The following is a 15,909-nucleotide window of genomic DNA, read 5'->3' on the forward strand; positions in this document are numbered from 1 at the left end:
ATCCATCATCACTTGCCCGGGTGTGGCTGTCTCCAATATTAGGAACGATATCCCTTCTATTGGAGACAGCCACACTGGAATAGACAAGTCCAGAAAAGCGGACAGGCGGATGATGTACATAAGCGAAGGAAGACGAAAGAAGAAGCTAACATATGAAGATCTCACTCGTGCGGTTCCTGTTGGGTTACAGATTGGTAGTTGTTATGCTCTATTAAAAGGATCAAGTCTCATTTTGAAGGCGTACGTCTCAGAATGACAAAGCTGTCGGAGCGAATGAATTAATTTCCACAGAATTCCCTGAAAATTTCCTGAAAGTCTAAACATCTGGAAAGGACTTGCCGACATTAAATATAAGGAAAAAAATGATGATTATCGGGGGGAAATGATGTTAAAGCCAAGATTGACCAAGTACATGGTGATGATGCTGGTGTTGATGCTGAGTATATCCAACGTAGGCTTGGCCGCTGCGGCAGATAAAGAACTGTCCAAAATTGTGGTTTCCAAGAATGAGATGTCGCTCGAAGTTGGTGATTCCAGTTCTGTTACGGTAACAGGTGTATATTCTGATAATACGTCGACAAACGTAACGATCAGTTCATCCTGGAGTAGCAGTCATACTTCGATAGCAACTGTATATAATGGTGCAATTACAGCCAAAGAAGAAGGTACAGCAACGATTACCGCAGCGTATCAGGGTCAGACTCAGACCGTTCAAGTGAAAGTGACGAAGAAGGTCAAAGCTCTTTCGAAAAACGTGCAAAGTCTGGATTTGCGCACAGGAGATACGAAAGATATCGTTTTGACAGCAACATATAGTGACAACACCACAAGTGAAAAGGCGTCCGAGACTGCAGAATGGTCTACCAGTGATGAGAAGGTTGCTACCGTTGTGAATGGTAAAGTAACTGGACAAAGCGCCGGTACAGCCGTGATCACAGCCAAAGTTGGCAGCCAAAGTGTGACCGTGGATGTTAACGTTGAAGTGGTTAAACGTGTAGATGTGGATAAAAAGCAGGTTAACCTGCTGTTGGACAAAAGTGAAAGTGTGAAAGTAACGGCTACTTATCCAGATGGCACAACCAAAGATGTAACCGATCTGGCGGAGTGGACATCCAGCAATGAGAAAGTCGCAGACGTTCTTAAAGGCGAAATTACAGGGTACTCGGCAGGTTCTGCCAAGATCACAGCCAAATACGGTACGAAATCAGTATCCGTTGACGTGGACGTGGATCTGACCAGCAAACTGAGTGTGGAGAAACAAAGTATTTTCTTCCGTTTGAGCGAAACAACCAAAACGGCCAATGTCGTTGTAACGGCTTCTTATCCGAACAGCAGCGATGTGAATGTAACTGATCAGGCGACATGGACGTCCAGCAACGAGAAGGTTGCAACGGTATTCAAAGGACAGATCACAGCCATTAGCGCAGGTTCAACAACGATCAAGGCAACCTATAGTGGCAAAACAGTAGAAATTGCTGTGGATGTAGATACGGCAAGATATTTGGATATCAAAGATGTGGATGACAAGCTCGCCATGAGTGTTACGGGTGATAACAAGTCCAAGACATTGGTAGCCAATGCAGAGTATATTGATGGAAGTAAGGAAGATGTAACTTCCAAAGCAACATGGACTTCAAGCAATGCAGATGTTGTATATGTATCCAACGGCGATCTGATCGCATACAAATCTGGTACAGCTACGATTACCGTAGCTTATGGTGGTAAAACCGTTAAATTTACAGTAAATGTAGATGTAGCGGACAAGTATGAGATGGATAAGAAAAAAGCATCGGTAGCCGTTGGCGGAACGACCAATGCCAAAGTACTGGCGTTGTACGGTGAAACGTCCAAGGATGTATCCGAAGATGCAACCTGGAGCAGCAGCAGCGACAAAATCGCTGAGGTAGATAGCAAAGGTGTTATCACAGGTGTTGCTACAGGTAAAGCAACTATTACAGCGAAGATTGAAGGCAAAACGCTAACTCTGCCTGTTGAAGTAGGTATGGCAAGTGGACTGGAAGCAGATGTGAACTTTGTTGTTCTGTCCGCCAAAGAAACACAAACCATTCTTCTGACAGGTACGGATGAAGACGGCAACACGCTGGATGTAACATCCGAAGCAACTTGGAAATCAAGCAACTCACGTGTAGCTGATGTGAAAAAAGGTGTGATCACGGGTAACAGCAGTGGTAAAGCCAATATCACGGCAGAATACGGCTCCAAAAAAGTGACCATTCAGGTTGAAGTGGATGTCATCTCACGTATTGAAGCTTCCGAACCGGCTCTTTCCCTGAAATCAGGCGATACAGCTGATCTGACGGTAACTGCTATCTTGAGCGACGGTAGTGAGCGTGATGTTACGGACAAAGCTGAATGGAAAACCAACAGCTACAAAGTAGCTCAGGTAACCAAAGGTAAAGTCAAAGCTATAGGTTCCGGTAAAGCCAAAATTACAGCAAAATACGGCAGCAAGTCTGTCACGATTGCAGTAGATGTGGATACACTGAAATATTTGCAGACGGATAAAGTAACGTTGACCATGAAACCTGGAGAAAAGGTAACTGTAGCGGCTACTGCAACGTATGCCGATGGCAGTGAAGCTAATGTATCCAAACCGGCTCTCTGGAAGTCTTCCCGTATTGCGACAGCATCGGTGAAAGACGGCATCATTCAGGCAAATGGCAAAGGTAAAGCAACGATTACAGTAACATTTGCAGGTGTGAAAACCAAAGTGACGGTAGTGGTTGAAGCGAAGTAATTGGGTCTCCCAATGCTACGTAAAATGTGAAATATAATAAACGGTGATGCCAGCTTAATAGCGGGTATCACCGTTTTTTTTTGTATATAAACTAATGTAAAAAAAGAAACGCCCAGAACCTCTGCATACACCTACAGCAGGTGTATAATCATTGATTCTGTAACGTTCCTTTTCTTTTTGATAATAATTGAACTTACTAATCTCTATCACTACATCGTATGAGACAGTACCAGTGCACCATAGGCAAAAGCGATCACAATAAGTATGGCTGGATGCAGCTTGGTCTTGGTCATGACCCAGAGCGAGATGCCTGCAATGATCAACGTCTGCCAGATGCCGATGGAATCGGTGGATAGCTGACCAAATTCCCATGTGAGCAGAATCATGAGTACAGCGATAACAGGTTGCACGAGTAGGGTCATGCCTTTGACTTTTGGTGACGTGCGATGTTTGTTCAAGAGACGAAGTAATATAATTAATGCGGTTGCGGAAGGTACGATTGTGGCAAAGCTTGCGATAAATGCCCCAAACCAGCCTGCCACGTGATACCCGACAAATGCAGCGATTTTGGTTGCGATCGGGCCGGGAAGAGCGTTACCAATCGCCAGTACATCACCGAATTGCTCTGTGGTCATCCATTGGTAGTGGTTCACAATTTCTTCCTGCATGAGCGGAATGGAAGCCGGGCCGCCCCCATACCCCAAGATGTTTGCTACGAAAAATCCCCAAAATAATTCCCACCAGGTCTGGAGCATCCTTAGGACACCCCCTTATCGGACTTGCCTTTGGACTTGAAGCGCTGGACCAGATCCAGATGGAAGACACCGTATCCAAGGAAAACCGCGATCACAATCCCCGGATGGATATCCAGCAGCTGCAATAGTACAAAGGCAATTACGCCAAATAGGGCGGCAAAAACCTTGCCGAGTCCCTTCCAGGCTTTCATGGCGAATTCATAAGCCATCATACCCAGCATGACAAAAATGACCGGCCGAACGGCGGCTACCATGCCTGCCACCACTTTCGACTCGCGCAGCGCGTACATGGAACCGAGCAGAGCAATGATAGCAATGCTTGTCGGTAAAATGTGAGCGAGTACGGACACAATCGCGCCCAGTACACCTTTAGTTTTATAACCCAGATATGCGGCCATCTTGGTCGCAATGGGACCGGGCAGGGCGTTGGCGATAGCCAAAATCTCGCCGAACTCCTCATCACTGACCCATTTGTAACGCGTAACAGCTTCATAACGGATCAATGGAATAACCGAAGGTCCACCGCCATATCCGAGAATCCCGGTTCGGACCATTCCGATCACGAGACCGTTGTAATCTTTCCAACCCATGCTGATTTCCTCCTAGAGTCTCATGCCCATCCGGCTTTTATAGCGTTTCAACAACAGCTGTGATTCGACTTTGACGATGCCTGGCATCTTGTAAAGCTTCTCGAGCAAGAACTGCTCCATCTCTTCCATATCCGCAAAAATACCGTGCATGTGCAGGGTACTCGGGCCTGTCATATGATAGAGGCTGGTGACGGCCGGTTCTTCGTCCAGTTTCTCCGCGACTTCATCCAGGAAGGGCGGTTCAACGTCGACATTGAAAAAGGCCGAGACCTGTAGCCCAACCTTGCCAGGGTTGATCACCACGGTGAAGCGTTCGATGATTCCTTTTTCCGATAAGGCATTAATGCGAGCTTGGACTGCTACACGTGACAACCCGATCTGTGTACCCAGATCCGTATAGGATATTCGGCTGTTCTGGTGAAGCGCGGCGATGATTTTGCGATCCATCTCGTCCAGATTGTACATTTGCGGAATTTCCCCTCCCTTGGAGGAGCGTTTCTCTGACATGTTGACCATCCTTTTCTCTTGCTATATGAAATGAATTGAAATTTTACTAAACATACAATGTGTATGTGGCATTCATAGTTTAATGACGAATCGTAACTGGAGTCAATCTATTTATCATGATTAATGAATTTAACCGATTTTGAGCGTTCATTTTGTCATTTTGACCAATCGGAAATAAAAAGACCACTCGCACAGTCCAATAGCGAGCAGCCATTAAAAAATAGATAAGCTGGAGTGAAGCGCAAAGCAAGATACGAAGCATGTCCGGTTATGCTTGGGCTGTCTTGGGCAGTAAAAGAGTAACGGTAGTCCCTTCGCCAGGCTCGGAAGAAACTCTCAATGTTCCTCCTGCACCACGGGCACGCTCTTCCATACTGAATAATCCAACGCCATTGCCAGCGGTTGCTTCGCTGAAGCCAGCACCCTGGTCTTCAATAATAACCATCGTCATGTCTTCAGCATCTTCTACAGTAACACGTGCCTCAGCAACATCGGCATACTTCGCGACATTCGTTAAGGCTTCCTGGATAATCCGGTATATGGCAATCTCCCGGTTCATCTCCAGTCGTTTGCGCAAATTACATTCCAGATCGACTTCGATCCCGTAGTGACGGGTGTAATTCTCAATATAGGTTCGAATCGCGGGAACAACACCCAGATCATCGAGAACGGATGGCCTTAGTTCCCATGCCATGCCGCGCACATCTTCCATGATACCCGTGACTTGTTTCCGCAGTGCTTCGACGCCCGGTTGAGGCTGATCTGCCAGCAGCCGGTCCATCTGGATAACCAGAGAGAAGAGACTCTGTCCGATCCCGTCATGCAGTTCACGCGAGATCCGGCGTCGCTCCTCTTCCTGAATGTTCATCACTTGGGACATCATCTTCTGCAACTCGCCTTCGACAGATTTCAGCTTGGTTACCTCACTACGTACAGCCAGATATTGATATGGCTCGCCATCGTTATCGAGGAAAGGCACGATGGTGGTGTTGACCCAATAATAACTGCCATCTCTGGCACGATTGCGAATTTCTCCGTTCCATACCTTACCTGAGGATATCGTGTCCCACAGGTTTTTCATAAAGCTTTTGCCATGGTATCCGGAATTAATGATTCGATGATCCTTACCGATCAGTTCTTCGCGTTCATACTGCGAGATCTCACAGAATTTATCATTCACATATTGGATTTTCCCTTTGCGGTCCGTGAGGGCAACAATGGAGGACTCATCCAGAGCAAATTTCAGATCACTCAGTTGATGCAGGGAACCCTTCAACCTGCTGCGAAATTCATTATCGGTAATGTGATTGTCAATTTCGTTCAGCAGGAGGCGTACGGGCTGGTCTGCGAGTCCACTTAGTCTGTTCTTGCGTGCACTACTCAAAGTTCAGCAACCCCTTTTTCATGGCGAACTTCACCAGTTCCGGTCGTGTACGCAGGCCAAGCTTCTCCATCAGATTGCTTTTGTGGGATTCGACCGTCTTGACACTGATGATCAGATGTTCGGCAATTTCCTTGTTGGCGTATCCTTTGGCAATCCAGGACAGTATTTCTTTCTCCCGATCGGAAAGTGTGTCATAGGGTCCGGCATTTTCCTGTTTGGCTTTGTCGAGATACTCGCTCATCAGCCGTTTGGTCGCACTCGGGTACAGATAAGCACTGCCATCTGCCACAGAGCGTATAGCGGCCAACAATTCTTCGTGCGGCGCACTCTTGAGGATGTAACCGGAAGCTCCGGCATGAATCGCTCGGAAGAGGTACTCCTCATCATCATGCATCGTCAGAATCAGGATCGCGAGATCCGGCATTAATTTCTTCAATTCAGCGGTAGCCGTCAGGCCGTCTTTGCCTGGAGGCATACTGAAATCCATCAAGACCACATCTGGTTTCAATTCTTGAGCCTTGGCAATGGCTTCATCACCGTCAGCGGCATCTCCAACGATATGTATATCATTCTTTCCTTCCAGTAAGGCGATCAGCCCGGAGCGCACGACAACATGGTCGTCTACAACTAATAGTTGAATCACATCATTTCCCCCTGTCCGCTTCCACAGTTCTATCTATATCATAACAAAAAAAGAAGCCATTCAGAGCTTAAATCTCCGAATAGCTTCTCTCACTCTCTAGTTCAACTTTTTATCCATATACGTGCGGCTCCAGATGGAGAGCGACTTGTTCGGTCTGCCGGATCATATTCGGTGAAAAGGTACAAGGCAGTCTGCTGCCAACGAGCAGCACGGCACCAGGCACGCTTCCTTCCTGAAACACAGGTACCGCTATGGCACTTACCAGCCGCTCAGCAAGCATTAACGGGCAGCGACCGGGTGTATGCTCCCCGGTGGATTGTGCATCAGATCGAGCTGTGCGCCCAGTCCGAAGGGCTGTACCTACCAGATCTTGTCCGGGACGCATTTCCATGCGTTTCACCCGTTCATTACTAGCCCCAGAGGTATATTTCCAGCGTAGCATCGTCCCGTTCAGGCAGGCAAGTCCACAGAAGTCGCTGGATGTGTTCAGACGCAGGCCGTCGATCATCTCCTGAATGCCAGATGGCAGTTCATCATGCATGAGAGGACACTTCCTTTTTCGGATTATAACGTACGTAACGGTGTAATCATTATCATTAATAATCTTTGGACAGGATCATCTTAAAGAGGTTGTTCAAAAAGTCCGCTTTTGATTACGAAGGATGCCTAGTGGCATCATCAGCATCGAATATGGAACTCAGCCGAAATGTCCGTTACTCACGTAGTTTTCCCTACGCTCCGCTACTCCATTTCTAGCTTCATCCCATCTTCTCGGTACTGAAAACCGTTCTTTTTGAACACGCACTTAAAGTAAGGGTATTACGATGTTAGTTCTATTGTAGACCCTTTCTCGTACATTGTAATTCAGGGAAAACCCCTATTTCCGTTCTATAATTTACTGAACATGGGCATTGAAGGGCTCCTGAATCAGGTACACCAAGGGATTGAAGAAATGCGAAGGATGAGGCATATCGGTGAAATGTGACTTTTCTCACAGCAAATTCAGGGAGTTTCTCGTCAATGATCAGGTAATCCCCCGATAACCCTGAAGCTACTTTCGCGATATGATGTATACATAAGGAATCACCGAGGGGGACGAAGGTTATGGGTACAGTATTTGTGGAAAGAACAACCCAAAGAACAGAGCAGAAACAAACGGAGGCGGGCAAAATGACACGAGAAACAGGCGGAATCCTTTCGTTCGTTACACCTGAGCAATGGGACCTGATTGAAGCGAAGATGCAGCCCAAACGGGTGAAATCGGGGTATAGTCTCTTTCTCGAAGGCGATGAAGCCGGATATCTGTACTACATTCGTTCGGGACGAGTGAAAATGACCAAGTCGACGGAGGATGGCAAGGAAATTATTTTATCGATTCAGCAAAGCGGCGATCTCATCGGTGAGTTCGGCGGCATCGGCGGACTGAATCATAGCTATAGTGCAGAGATGGCGGAAAAAGGGGAACTGGCCATTATCTCGCTTGGCGATCTGGAAAGTATACTCAGCAAACATGGCGATCTGGCCTTGAAATTCTTGCAATGGATGGCACTGTCGCAGCGGATTACCCAGTCGAGATTCCGTGATTTGCTGCTCTATGGCAAGGCGGGTGCCCTCGCTTCGACACTGATCCGTGCCAGCAACTCGTATGGCAGGGTTACACCGGATGGTATTGTGCTGGACATGAAGCTCAACCATACCGAGCTTGCCGAGATGATCGGAGCTACCCGGGAGAGTGTAACGCGGATGCTGGGAGCATGGAAAGAACAAGGTACGCTGGATATGATGGATGGCAAACTGATGATTCGAGATCTGGCAGCCCTGCGCTGCATGTGTGGATGTCCGACATTCCCAAGCTGCCCGGTAGAGCTGTGCCGGTTGTAAAAAAATAGCTTGTTCCGAAGGTTGTACCTCCATTGGCGATTGGGGTCGTTACGGAGAATGATAAAAAGAGCTGGCATCCGTATAATCGGTGTCAGCTTTTTTGGTGTATGCGGAAAATTACATATGTAACAATTGGTCTCCATTGGCCGCGCCATATTCCCTGGCGAGAATCGAATAGATCACCGAGTCATGGAAGGAACCTTTGTAGAACCAGTGCTCCCGCAGCAGACCTTCACGCTGCATACCAATCTTCTTCATGACTTTCTCCGAAGCCGTGTTGTGCGGGCGACATTTGGCGTAAATCCGGTGAATGCCCAGTTCGTTGAAACCAAAACCCAGTATAGCGAGGGCTGCCTCGGCGGCATAACCCTTTCCTTGGTAAGCGGGATGGAGGACGTAACCGATCTCTGCGTTGGTTTTCTCCATCACGTGAATACCTACTCCGCCAAGGAGAGCCCCGTCACTTTTCAAACATATCGCAAGTTCAAAACCCTCTCTTGGTTGCGCCTGCTGCATGTCCATCACAAACTGCACGTATGCTCGTGTATCCTCTTCGGTATTCGGTCCCCATGCTGTATGTTGTGTAACTTCCGTCATGGAGGTATAGGCATGAATTCTCTCCCAGTCCGTCTCCCGAATCTCCCTGATAATCAGTCTATCGGTCTCCAATTGCATCGTTATTCACTCCTTCACGTTGTAAACATTTTACTGTTCATTGTACAACAAAATAGCCCATAAAACGGATTCAACGAAGGAATCGGTCATGGGCTATGCTGTGTATCCATGATGTATGTCGGGTGCTATTGTGGTTGTTTACATTGAACTGCGGGATACGTATACGCCAGCTTGCGAATAATTTCCTTTTGCCATTTCGTATCACCCAGATTGGTTGCCAGGTTCAGAAGATCCAAATAATCGTCAAGCTGCAGGTCAGCCTTTTGCAGAGGTGTATTCATTCGATGTTCGTTCCCCTTTATCTATAAAATCGTAAAATCATATACAGTAGACAGGTACATAGAGACAAGTTCAAGAATGATAATCATTATCACAGTTATATACTCATTATGCAATGAACGATGGCAAAATGCAATCCCAAGTCCGTAACGAATTTAACTTTTTTCAGAAAAAAGTCTCATCCACAGCACATAGGCAAATAGACTCAATTTCTAAACTTTTTCAATAATTTTACAAAAAGAAAGAGGAATTCAGCATATGAACCATTAAATTAAAGGAGCACAACCCATTATCAGGTTATTTGGAGGAGGAGAAAGGGAATATGAAGAAGGCGTTATGGCAGCACTGGATCGGGGCATTCCTGGTCTTTATCATGATGGCAACCGCATTGCTGGGGCCGGGTTCGCAAAGTCCGGTACAAGCTGCAGCACCACTTACGGTATCTCAGGCCATCGCTGCCCAGAGCGGTGGAGGAACGGCAACAGTTGAAGGGATCATTGTTGGACATGCTACCGGGTCACTTACCGCGAAGTTTACATCTCCGTATGCCAATGATTTCAATGTTCTGATTGCAGATTCAGCGTCAGAGCGAACCAACGCCAGATTATTGGATGTACAGATCCCCGCATCTTTCCGTTCGCAATATGGACTGGCTTCCAATCCGAGTCTTGTAGGCAAAAAGATCATCGTAACTGGAACCTTAGGTGCCTACAACAGCTATGCAGGAGTCAAAAATCCAACTTCCATCACACTTTCCTCCGGAACAACCAATCCTGATCCAGAACCGAACCCGGGCACTACACTGCCGGACGGTACTGGCAAGAAAGTATTGTTCGATAATACCCACGCCCAGACAGCAGGTGCTGCCGACTGGATTATTGACGGGGCATTTTCGGATTTTGCCAACGGTTTGCGTAACGCAGGCTTTGCCGTGGATCAGCTGGAACGCAGCATCCCGTATTCATTTGGTGAGCAAGCCATCACCTATAATAAATTGAAAGATTACCACGTCTTCATCATCGGCGAAGCCAACGTGCCGTTCAAAGCGACTGAGCAAGCTGCGTTGGTGCAGTATGTACAGAACGGAGGAAGTGTTTTCTTCATCTCCGACCACTATAATGCAGACCGCAACAAAAACCGCTGGGATTCTTCCGAAGTATTCAACGGCTATCGCCGCGGTGCCTTCCTGAATCCGGCCAAAGGCATGTCTTCGGCTGAAGCCGAATCACCAGCGATGCAGAGTGTGACGAGTTCAGACTGGCTCGCGACGAACTTTGGTGTCCGTTTCCGCTATAATGCCCTCGGCGATGTGAACGCATCGGATATCGTTGCACCAGCACAATCCTTCGGCATTACCACTGGCGTTAATTCTGTAGCCATGCATGCCGGATCAACCATTGCAATTATGGACCCGAATAAGGCCAAAGGATTGGTGTACGTACCAAGTGGCGTGTCCAAGTGGGGCAATGCCGTGGATCAGGGCGTATACAATGGTGGTGGACGAGCTGAAGGAGCCTATGCTGCCATTGCGAAGATTGGTGCGGGCAAAGCTGCATTTATCGGCGACTCTTCTCCTGTGGAAGATGCTACTCCGAAATATTTACGTGAAGAGACTGGCGCTACCAAGAAGACCTATGATGGATTCAAAGAAGTGGATGATGCTACTTTCCTCGTGAATACCGTGAAATGGCTCGCGGTCAAAGAGAGCTATACCAGTCTGGCACAAGTGCCAGGACTGACATTGGATACGGCAACAAGCCTGCTTCCTATCGAAGCTCCAGCTGCGTCCACCGAGCCGCAACTTGAGCCATGGGCTGCACCCGCCGCAGGCTACAAATGGTATGACCCGACTACATTTAAGACAGGTTCATACGGCAAAGCGCAATAAGTGAAATAAACAGGACATCAATCATCATGCGAATGGGGCCTGACCGTGGATGTTTGCGGACAGGCTCTTTTTTTGCTTGTTATACCCGTTACAATCATGACGACGCTTAGCTCCTACAGTCCTGCCATTGCATAAATAACTGCTCCGGAGGGGAAGGTATGGATACTAATGATGCGGCGTGAAGCCCAACCCAACCAGAGGAGGCGGCGAATGATGACTCAGCAAGCAGACTGTGACAGTTCCTCGATGAGGCAGAAGCTCAAGGCAGACCTCCATCGTGTAGCAGAGCGTATGAATCTGACGTTATCCCGGTTTGACAATGACAGCGTCTGTCTGTTGGGGCAATTTGCAGAGATTCGAGCGGAGATTAAGCAGATCGAGGTGCTCGCCTCTTCTTTTTATCTGGATTGTTACCTGTCACCTTTTACCGAGAAGTTTGCCGAATTAACATCAAGCGTACAGCATCTGTCTGACCGGAGATATGGTGCGTTGATTGTGATTGAACGGGAGACTCCGTTGGAGTCGATCATTCATTCAGGGGTGGCGGTGGATGCCAGAGTGACACATGCGTTGCTGGAATCCCTATTCATTCCCGGCGCGCCACTTCATGACGGGGCTGTGTTGATTCGTGGCAATCAAATTGTATCCGCTGGTAATGTGCTGCCGTTGTCGCAGGCGGAAGCGCATGAACGAAAGATAGGCACCCGTCATCGGGCTGCACTGGGATTAAGTGAATTGACGGACGCCGTTGTACTGGTTGTCTCCGAAGAGACGGGACAGGCCTCATTCGCGGTGGATGGAGATCTGCATCCGATTAATGTGGTTGAGACGCTATCTTAAATGTGAACGATTCAGTCGCTTGCTTGGGGGCAATTATATTAAAGCAGTTATGAGAAGAGTACCTTTCTCCTATAAGGGAGAGAGGTTTTTCTATTAATAGACCCCGCCATACGAGAAACATCGATCGATGCTTCTCTAACATTGTGATGTGATTTTGCACAAACTGGGTATTCGTGGGTACAATAGAGGATGGTCAATGAATAGAGAACAATGCGATTGGATCGCAAAAATGGTTGGAGGAGACGGTTAGCACATGAGTTGGTTTGAAGCAATGGAGCACCACGATTATGAGGAACTGGTTCTGTGCCAGGATCGAAATTCAGGGTTAAAAGCAATAATCGCCATACACGACACAACACTGGGCCCTGCGCTGGGAGGCACGCGGATGTGGACATATGCTTCGGAAGAAGCAGCCATTGAAGATGCCCTGCGCCTTGCCCGTGGTATGACATATAAGAATGCGGTATCTGGCCTGAATCTGGGCGGCGGTAAAACCGTCATTATCGGAGATCCGCGGCGTGACAAAAATGAAGCGATGTTTCGGGCTTTTGGCCGATACATTCAAGGGTTGAACGGACGTTATATCACGGCCGAAGATGTGGGGACGACGGAAGAGGATATGAACCTGATCTATCAGGAAACCGATTATGTGACAGGCATCTCGGCAAGCTATGGTTCATCCGGTAATCCATCGCCTGCAACTGCTTGGGGTGTATATCGCGGGATCAAGGCAGCAGCCAAAGAGGCATTTGGTACGGATATGCTGGAAGGCAAAACGATAGCGGTCCAAGGTGTGGGCAATGTAGCGATGCATCTGTGCAAATATCTGTATGAGGAAGGTGCGCATCTGATCGTTACGGATATCCACAAGGACTCGGTCAAGCAGGCTGTGGATCGCTTCGGCGCGACCGCTGTTGATCCCGCAGACATCACGGGTGTGGATTGTGATATCTATGCACCATGTGCGCTCGGGGGCACGATTAATGATGATACGCTCAAGACGCTCAAGGCAAAGGTCGTAGCGGGCTGTGCGAACAACCAGCTGCTGGAGACCCGTCATGGAGATCAACTATATGATATGGGCATCGTATATGCACCTGACTACGTCATCAATGCGGGTGGCGTGATTAACATTGCGGATGAGTTGAACGGATATAACGTAGATCGGGCGTGGAGCAAGATTGGAGAGATCTACACCAATCTGGAGAAAATATTCGAGAGCTCGCGTACTGAGGGGATCGCAACCTATGTTGCCGCAGATCGTCTGGCCGAGCGACGGATCGAACAGATGAAGAATACGCGCAGTACATTCTTGCAGAATGGTCATCACGCGCTGAGTTCTCGGAGATTGCGCAAGTAATCTTAATCCATTTATCATGTAATTCTGAAAACTGTCTGTTAAGTATCGGCAAAATCCATTCCGAAATTGGATGTTGTCGATCTGACAGGCAGTTTTTTTTGTTGCTGTCAGAACATAACAAAGAAAAACAGTGGCAATATCTCCCTAATTCATCAATTCCACTATGCATTTTTCCGATAATGTATATACATCGTTCAGATGAAGATGGTTCAGGGAAGTGGGGAGAAGTGGAAAATGGGGAAAAGACAAGGGGTAGGGCAAAAGATCAAAAATATGTCGCTTAAAATCAAGCTGCCAATCATGATCAGTGTATTGGTTGTGTTGGTTCTGCTTGGTGCAACGATCACAAGTTATATGATTTCATCTGATGTTGTGGTCAAGAAAAGCAAGGATGAAATGAATGTGATGGCTGACCGCCTTGGGGAAGGGCTTTGGACAGCGATGCAGCTTCAACAACAATTGAGTCATGCCATATCGGTGCATAATACCTTCAAGGAACTCTTGGAGTTGCGTGATACGAACGAAATGACAGATGAGACCTTTTTTACAGATGAGAATCCATATTTCAACAGAGCAAATACGATTCTCACTGACAGTATATCCGATACGGAAGGCTCCAAGCCGGACCTGTTCGTATTTGACAAGGAAGGAACCATGGTGGCGGGGACCATGCCAGAAGTCATTGGGCAGTCACGGGGAGATCGGGAATATTTCAAGGAGTCCATACAGGGGAAATCCTTCATCAGTGACGCGGTTGTCTCTAAGACTGGCAAGAAGCTCATTATTGTATTCTCGGAGCCTATCACCGATGAACAGGGGAATATACTGGGTGTGTTCGCCATGTCGGTGGACAGCAGCTTTTTCCTGGGGCAACTGGGAGACATTAAAATCAATGCCCAAGGCAGAGTTGAAGTGCTGAGCCGGAGCGGCATCATCATGTATGATTCACTGGACCCTTCCATTGTGGGACAAACGCTGGAAGAGGACAAGGAAGCGATGGGAATTATCGAGGCCAGAGCCACTGACAAAGTGAAAGTCACTTCAATGGATCGAGATGACATCTACTATCGTATTAATCAGATTCCTGAGGCGGATCTCTCCGTGGTCATTATTGACGATTATGATGATATCAAACGTCCATTAGAGGATATGCAGCGCCAGATGGTTATCGTAACATTGATCGGAGTTGCTCTGGCTATTGGCGTAGGATTATTGATCTCTCGAAGTATTACGAGACCTATCATTCGTCTGATTGGGCTGTTCCAACAGCTTGCTCAAGGGAATCTGACCGTCAAGGCCAATGGTAGGTATAACAGCGAATTCAAGGACCTGGCGGAGAGCTTCAATGGCATGGTGGAGCAGAACAGAAACCTGATTACTGATATGAATAGTTCGATCCATGTTCTTCAAGCCAGCACTCAGGAGCTGGAGGAAACATCCAGACAGACGGCAAGATCCATTGATGAGACATCGGCGACGTCCATGGGGATCGCGAAGGCAATGGAGGCCCAATCCGAAGATACCGAACAGATTGCAGGCAAATTCAACAGCTTTGGCGATAAAGTGGCTGCCATGAACAGCAGTGCCCAGGATGTGAAGGCGAGAGCAGATGAGATCGAAACGGTATTCCATAACGGGAATGAAGTCGTCAATGAATTGATGCGTATTAATGAGGTGAACGAGCGGGAAGTGGAGAAAATCTCGGAGATTACGGTCAAACTTCAAACGAGTTCGGGCAGTATTAGTCAGATCACGGAAGCCATCAGTCAGATTGCCAAGCAGACCAACCTGCTCGCATTGAATGCTTCCATCGAAGCATCCCGGGCTGGAGAACATGGCAGAGGATTTGCAGTTGTAGCCGAAGAGATTCGCAATCTGGCAGAGCAGAGTTCCCGCCAGTCCAAAGAGATCTCCAGCATTATCGAGCAGAATCTGGCCGATGTAGCCGAGAACAACCAAAGTGTTGCGGAAATTCACACCATTTCATCAAGGCAGGATGAGCTTGTTTTGCAGACTCGTCAGGCGTTTGATATGATTTTGGAGAAGGTGACGGTCATTAACCAACAGATCGCTACGATGGCAGGACAGATGCAAGAGATGTTACAGAACAAGGATGATGTACTGGAGTCAGCCCATAGTTTGTCCGCTTCAGGAGAGCAGGTATCCGCTTCGGTTGAGGAAGTAACGGCAACCATGATGGAGCAATCTTCGACAGTGCAGCAGTTGGCTAACATGGTCGATACGATCGATCAATTGACGCAAAAGCTGGCCGAATCGGCTGCGCGATTCAAGGTGGAGTAAGCGTTAGTTGAATATGGTATAGAGGAAAAAAATGACGACCAAAAAACA

At 47.7% G+C, this 15,909-nt stretch carries 14 protein-coding genes; 6 read left to right on the forward strand and 8 right to left on the reverse strand.

What is annotated here, in order from left to right; all coding sequences use genetic code 11:
- Positions 1-412: 412 nt before the first annotated feature.
- Positions 413-2,758, forward strand: coding sequence for an Ig-like domain-containing protein (locus tag AC1S8V_RS01910; RefSeq protein ID WP_482072200.1), 2,346 nt, complete (start codon positions 413-415; stop codon positions 2,756-2,758).
- Between the two features lie 209 nt (positions 2,759-2,967).
- Here AC1S8V_RS01910 and chrA read toward each other — a convergent pair whose 3' ends face one another.
- From chrA to AC1S8V_RS01940, 6 genes are all read right to left on the reverse strand, one after another.
- Positions 2,968-3,513, reverse strand: coding sequence for a chromate efflux transporter ChrA (gene chrA / locus AC1S8V_RS01915; RefSeq protein WP_017691072.1), 546 nt, complete (start codon positions 3,511-3,513; stop codon positions 2,968-2,970).
- A 2-nt stretch (positions 3,514-3,515) separates the two neighbouring features.
- Positions 3,516-4,103 (reverse strand): chromate efflux transporter ChrB, encoded by a 588-nt coding sequence (chrB, locus tag AC1S8V_RS01920; RefSeq protein ID WP_100527801.1) that lies wholly within the window; start codon positions 4,101-4,103, stop codon positions 3,516-3,518.
- Positions 4,104-4,115: 12 nt separating this feature from the next.
- Positions 4,116-4,610: a chromate efflux transcriptional regulator ChrS gene (chrS, locus tag AC1S8V_RS01925; protein WP_105406131.1), complete on the reverse strand. Its 495-nt coding sequence runs from the start codon at positions 4,608-4,610 to the stop codon at positions 4,116-4,118.
- 268 nt (positions 4,611-4,878) lie between these two features.
- Complete coding sequence (locus AC1S8V_RS01930) at positions 4,879-5,994, reverse strand: PAS domain-containing sensor histidine kinase (protein ID WP_482072201.1); 1,116 nt, start codon at positions 5,992-5,994, stop codon at positions 4,879-4,881.
- The gene (locus tag AC1S8V_RS01935) at positions 5,987-6,637 is read right to left on the reverse strand and encodes a response regulator (protein WP_458125002.1); all 651 of its coding nucleotides are present in this window, start codon (positions 6,635-6,637) and stop codon (positions 5,987-5,989) included. The genes AC1S8V_RS01930 and AC1S8V_RS01935 overlap by 8 nt, the downstream gene beginning before the upstream one ends.
- Positions 6,638-6,746: 109 nt before the next feature.
- Complete coding sequence (locus AC1S8V_RS01940) at positions 6,747-7,178, reverse strand: GAF domain-containing protein (protein ID WP_482072202.1); 432 nt, start codon at positions 7,176-7,178, stop codon at positions 6,747-6,749.
- 563 nt (positions 7,179-7,741) lie between these two features.
- On the opposite strand from AC1S8V_RS01940, the gene AC1S8V_RS01945 reads away from it, so the two are divergent.
- A complete protein-coding gene (locus AC1S8V_RS01945; RefSeq protein WP_482072203.1) occupies positions 7,742-8,518 on the forward strand; it encodes a Crp/Fnr family transcriptional regulator in 777 nt (258 codons plus the stop codon).
- A gap of 117 nt (positions 8,519-8,635) precedes the next feature.
- Here the strand turns inward: AC1S8V_RS01945 and AC1S8V_RS01950 are convergent, their stop codons facing one another.
- Together AC1S8V_RS01950 and AC1S8V_RS01955 are read right to left on the reverse strand one after the other, a co-directional pair.
- Positions 8,636-9,193, reverse strand: coding sequence for a GNAT family N-acetyltransferase (locus AC1S8V_RS01950; RefSeq protein ID WP_482072204.1), 558 nt, complete (start codon positions 9,191-9,193; stop codon positions 8,636-8,638).
- A 125-nt stretch (positions 9,194-9,318) separates the two neighbouring features.
- The gene (locus AC1S8V_RS01955) at positions 9,319-9,474 is read right to left on the reverse strand and encodes a hypothetical protein (RefSeq protein ID WP_167350941.1); all 156 of its coding nucleotides are present in this window, start codon (positions 9,472-9,474) and stop codon (positions 9,319-9,321) included.
- A gap of 371 nt (positions 9,475-9,845) precedes the next feature.
- Here AC1S8V_RS01955 and AC1S8V_RS01960 point away from each other — a divergent pair, with 371 nt between their 5' ends.
- The 4 genes from AC1S8V_RS01960 (at position 9,846) to AC1S8V_RS01975 (ending at position 15,861) form a co-directional block, all read left to right on the forward strand.
- Positions 9,846-11,360: a DUF6359 domain-containing protein gene (locus AC1S8V_RS01960; RefSeq protein ID WP_482074364.1), complete on the forward strand. Its 1,515-nt coding sequence runs from the start codon at positions 9,846-9,848 to the stop codon at positions 11,358-11,360.
- Between the two features lie 210 nt (positions 11,361-11,570).
- Positions 11,571-12,200 (forward strand): sporulation-specific diadenylate cyclase CdaS, encoded by a 630-nt coding sequence (gene cdaS, locus AC1S8V_RS01965; protein ID WP_482072205.1) that lies wholly within the window; start codon positions 11,571-11,573, stop codon positions 12,198-12,200.
- Between the two features lie 253 nt (positions 12,201-12,453).
- Entirely contained in the window at positions 12,454-13,560 is a 1,107-nt protein-coding gene (locus AC1S8V_RS01970) for a Glu/Leu/Phe/Val family dehydrogenase (protein WP_482072206.1), read from the forward strand.
- Positions 13,561-13,794: 234 nt separating this feature from the next.
- Complete coding sequence (locus AC1S8V_RS01975; protein ID WP_482072207.1) at positions 13,795-15,861, forward strand: methyl-accepting chemotaxis protein; 2,067 nt, start codon at positions 13,795-13,797, stop codon at positions 15,859-15,861.
- The last annotated feature ends 48 nt before the right edge of the window (positions 15,862-15,909 follow it).

Source organism: Paenibacillus sp. B46(2026) (assembly GCF_056786355.1).

Bases quoted from the DNA above. Each gene is read 5' to 3' on its own strand.
- AC1S8V_RS01970 (WP_482072206.1), top strand. From the start codon at position 12,454: ATGAGTTGGTTTGAAGCAATGGAGCACCACGATTATGAGGAACTGGTT.
- AC1S8V_RS01945 (WP_482072203.1), top strand. From the start codon at position 7,742: ATGGGTACAGTATTTGTGGAAAGAACAACCCAAAGAACAGAGCAGAAA.
- AC1S8V_RS01955 (WP_167350941.1), bottom strand. From the start codon at position 9,474: ATGAATACACCTCTGCAAAAGGCTGACCTGCAGCTTGACGATTATTTG.
- AC1S8V_RS01910 (WP_482072200.1), top strand. From the start codon at position 413: ATGGTGATGATGCTGGTGTTGATGCTGAGTATATCCAACGTAGGCTTG.
- AC1S8V_RS01940 (WP_482072202.1), bottom strand. From the start codon at position 7,178: ATGCATGATGAACTGCCATCTGGCATTCAGGAGATGATCGACGGCCTG.
- chrB (WP_100527801.1), bottom strand. From the start codon at position 4,103: ATGGGTTGGAAAGATTACAACGGTCTCGTGATCGGAATGGTCCGAACC.
- AC1S8V_RS01960 (WP_482074364.1), top strand. From the start codon at position 9,846: ATGATGGCAACCGCATTGCTGGGGCCGGGTTCGCAAAGTCCGGTACAA.
- chrS (WP_105406131.1), bottom strand. From the start codon at position 4,610: ATGTCAGAGAAACGCTCCTCCAAGGGAGGGGAAATTCCGCAAATGTAC.
- AC1S8V_RS01950 (WP_482072204.1), bottom strand. From the start codon at position 9,193: ATGCAATTGGAGACCGATAGACTGATTATCAGGGAGATTCGGGAGACG.
- cdaS (WP_482072205.1), top strand. From the start codon at position 11,571: ATGATGACTCAGCAAGCAGACTGTGACAGTTCCTCGATGAGGCAGAAG.
- AC1S8V_RS01975 (WP_482072207.1), top strand. From the start codon at position 13,795: ATGGGGAAAAGACAAGGGGTAGGGCAAAAGATCAAAAATATGTCGCTT.
- chrA (WP_017691072.1), bottom strand. From the start codon at position 3,513: ATGCTCCAGACCTGGTGGGAATTATTTTGGGGATTTTTCGTAGCAAAC.